At 78.0% G+C, this 3053-nt stretch carries 3 protein-coding genes; 1 reads left to right on the top strand and 2 read right to left on the bottom strand.

Annotated elements, in window-relative coordinates:
- Both ABWI04_RS42310 and ABWI04_RS42305 read right to left on the bottom strand, forming a co-directional pair.
- On the bottom strand, window positions 1–1333 hold a 1333-nt coding region (locus ABWI04_RS42310; protein WP_353835930.1), incomplete at its 3' end, for a glycerol-3-phosphate dehydrogenase/oxidase.
- Window positions 1330–1938 carry a TetR/AcrR family transcriptional regulator gene (locus ABWI04_RS42305; RefSeq protein ID WP_353835929.1) on the bottom strand — a complete coding sequence of 203 codons (609 nt, stop codon included), beginning with the start codon at window positions 1936–1938 and terminating at the stop codon, window positions 1330–1332. The genes ABWI04_RS42310 and ABWI04_RS42305, both read right to left, overlap by 4 nt.
- Window positions 1939–2002: 64 nt before the next feature.
- Between ABWI04_RS42305 and ABWI04_RS42300 the strand changes: the two genes are divergently transcribed.
- Window positions 2003–3053, top strand: a 1051-nt coding sequence (locus tag ABWI04_RS42300) for an FAD-binding oxidoreductase (RefSeq protein WP_353835931.1), incomplete at its 3' end; no start/stop codon positions are given.

The raw sequence follows: 3053 nt of genomic DNA, 5'->3' as shown, positions 1-3053 counted from the left end.
GCGGCGCCTCGGCGCCGTACCGCTGGACGAGCCGGGCGGGCGCGTCCAGCGCGTCCAGACGGGCGCGCGGAGCCGCGCCGACGAGGGGCAGCCGCGAGGTGCGGCAGGGACCGGCGGTGAGGCCGCGGGCGCGCACGACCGCGTCCACGGCGTCCTCGGCCATGCGCCGGTAGGTGGTCAGCTTGCCGCCGACGATCGTCACGACGCCGTCCCGCGACGTCAGGACGGCGTGCCGGCGGGAGATGTCGGCGGTGTCGCCCCCGCCCCCGAGGTCCAGCAGGGGACGCAGCCCGGCGTACGCGCCGGCCACGTCGGCGCGCCGCACCGGGACGTCCAGCGCCGAGTCCAGGACGTCGAGCAGGAAGCCGATCTCGCCCTCGGTCGGCTCCGGCACGTCCGGGACGGGCCCGTCCGCCGGCTCGTCGGTGAGACCGACGTAGACGCGGCCGTCGCCCTGCGGGAGCACCAGCACGAACCGGTTGCCCGCCCCGGGGATGGGGACGTGCATCGCGGCGGTGAGCCCGCGCAGCGCCTCGGCCCGCAGCACCAGGTGGGTGCCGCGGGACGGGCGCAGCCGCACCCCGTCCACCAGGCCGCCCGCCCACACCCCGGCCGCGTTCACCACCGCGCGCGCCCGCACGGTGGTCTCGTGGCCGGTGAGCTCGTCCCGGACGAGGGCGCCGTCGCCGGTCAGCTCGACCGCGCGGCAGCGGGTGAGGATCCGGGCGCCGTGCCCGGCGGCGGTCCGGGCGAGCGCGGTGACGAGGCGGGCGTCGTCGGCGAGCTGCCCGTCCCACGACAGCAGCCCGCCGCGCAGCCCGTGGGGGCGGAGGGCGGGCGCGAGCCGGAGCGTCTCGACCGCCGACAGCCGCCGGGGGCCGGGCAGGACCGACCGCGGGGTGCGGGCGGCGAGACGCAGCAGGTCCCCGGCGCGCATGCCGCCGCCGGCCAGCAGCGCCTGCGAGCGGGACACCAGCGGGGTCAGCGGCAGCACGAACGGAAGCGCCCGCACCAGGTGCGGGGCGGTGCGCAGCATCAGCGCGCCGCGTTCGACCGCGCTCTCGTGCGCCACGTCCACCTGGCCGGACGCCAGGTAGCGCAGCCCGCCGTGGATCAGCTTGGAGCTCCAGCGCGACGTGCCGAACGCCAGGTCGCGGGCGTCGACCGCGGCGACGGACAGGCCGCGGGACGCGGCGTCCAGCGCGGCGCCCGCCCCGGTGGCGCCGAGGCCGACGACCAGCACGTCCACCACCTCGCCGGGGAGTTCGGCGAGCTCGCGCTCCCGGCGTGCGGTGTTGAGCGAGGTCCGGGGATCGGGTCCGGCTGCGTTCACGGTGCGAGCGTCCTCTCCAGGATGTGGCGGAGTTCGGCGTCGAGGGCGTCGGCGTCGACCCCGGGCTCCAGCGCGTCGATCATGATCTGCGCGGAGAGCCCGAACGACTGGACGACCAGCAGGAGCGCGCGGGCCTGGAGCGCGGGGACGCCGGCCCGGATCGTGCCGTCGCGCTGGCCGGCGGAGATCGACTCCTCGAACCCCGCGAGGAAGGCCCGCTGGCTGGCGCCGCAGCGGTCCAGCAGGTAGGGCAGCAGCAGCTCGGGGTCGACCTCGATGATCTTGCGGAGCAGCGGGTGGTCGCGGAACGTCCGCACGCCGGTGACCAGGCCGTCCACCAGCCTGGGCCGGACGGGGCGGCCGTCGTCGGGGGGCGACAGCGCGTCGCCGATCGCGGTCCACTCGCGGGTCATCAGGTCGGCGACGATGGTGCGGACGTCCGGCCAGCGCCGGTAGAGCGTCATGCGCGAGACGCCGGCCCGCCGCGCGATGTCGGTCAGCGTCGTGCGCCGCACCCCGACCGCGAGCACGCAGTCGCGGGCGGCGTCCAGCACGGTGTCGTCGGCGGTCCGCGCCGCCGTCCTGTTGTGACGATTCGACGTCATGTGTCACAGTGTAAGCCGCCAGACGGGCGGGGCGGCGAGGGAGGCGGGCGTGGAGACGCGCGACATGCTGTGGAGCGGCTGGGGCGACCCGGCGAAGGCGGCGCCGCTGCCCGAGCCGATGGTCGGCCTGCTGCGCGACCTGCTCGGCGTGCGGCCCGCCGCGGGGCCGCCGGCCGAGCCGTCCGGCGTCCGGCTCGCCGAGCCCCGGCTGTCCGGGGACGACCTGACCGCGCTCGCCGCCGTCGTGGGGGAGGGCAACGTGCGCGCCGACACCGAGGCGCGGCTCCGCCACACGCGCGGCAAGTCCACGCCCGACCTGCTGCGCATCCGCGCCGGCGACGCCGCCGACGCGCCGGACGCGGTGGTCCTGCCCGGCGACCACGCCGAGGTGCTCGCGGTGCTGGAGGCGTGCGCCGGGCGCCGCGTCGCGGTCGTCCCGTTCGGCGGCGGCACCTCGGTCGTCGGCGGGCTGGCGCCGCGGGGCGCGGACGCCTTCGTCGCCCTCGACCTGCGCCGCATGGACCGGCTCGTCGAGCTCGACGAGGTCTCCCGGACGGCCGTCCTGCAGCCCGGCCTGCGCGCCCCCGCGGCCGAGGCGCTGCTCAACGAGCGCGGCTACACGCTCGGGCACTTCCCGCAGTCCTACGAGTGGGCGTCGATCGGCGGGTTCGCGGCGGCGCGGTCGAGCGGGCAGGCGTCCGCCGGGTACGGGCGGTTCGACGACATGGTCGTCGGCCTCACCGCGGCCACCCCCGAGGGGACGCTCGACCTCGGGCGGGCGCCGAAGTCGGCGGCCGGGCCCGACCTGCGGCAGCTCCTCCTCGGCTCGGAGGGCGCGCTCGGCGTGATCACCTCCGTGCGGGTGCGGGTGCATCCCGTCCCGGAGGCCCGGGAGTACGAGGGCTGGCGGTTCGCCTCCTTCGACGAGGGCGCCGCCGCGCTGCGGCGCCTCGCCCAGGACGGCCCCCTCCCCGCGGTCCTGCGGCTGTCCGACGAGACCGAGACCATGGTCGGGCTGGCCGACCCCGCGGCGATCGGCGAGGGCTCCTCCGCCGCCGGGGCCCTGGCCGTCCTCGGCTTCGAGGGGACGTCCGAGCGCGTCGCCGACCGGCGGG

Origin of the sequence: Actinomadura sp. NPDC000929 (assembly GCF_040492065.1) — a bacterium.
GTDB classification, from domain to species: domain Bacteria; phylum Actinomycetota; class Actinomycetes; order Streptosporangiales; family Streptosporangiaceae; genus Spirillospora; species Spirillospora verrucosospora.
This window is presented reverse-complemented; position numbering and strand designations above follow the sequence as displayed.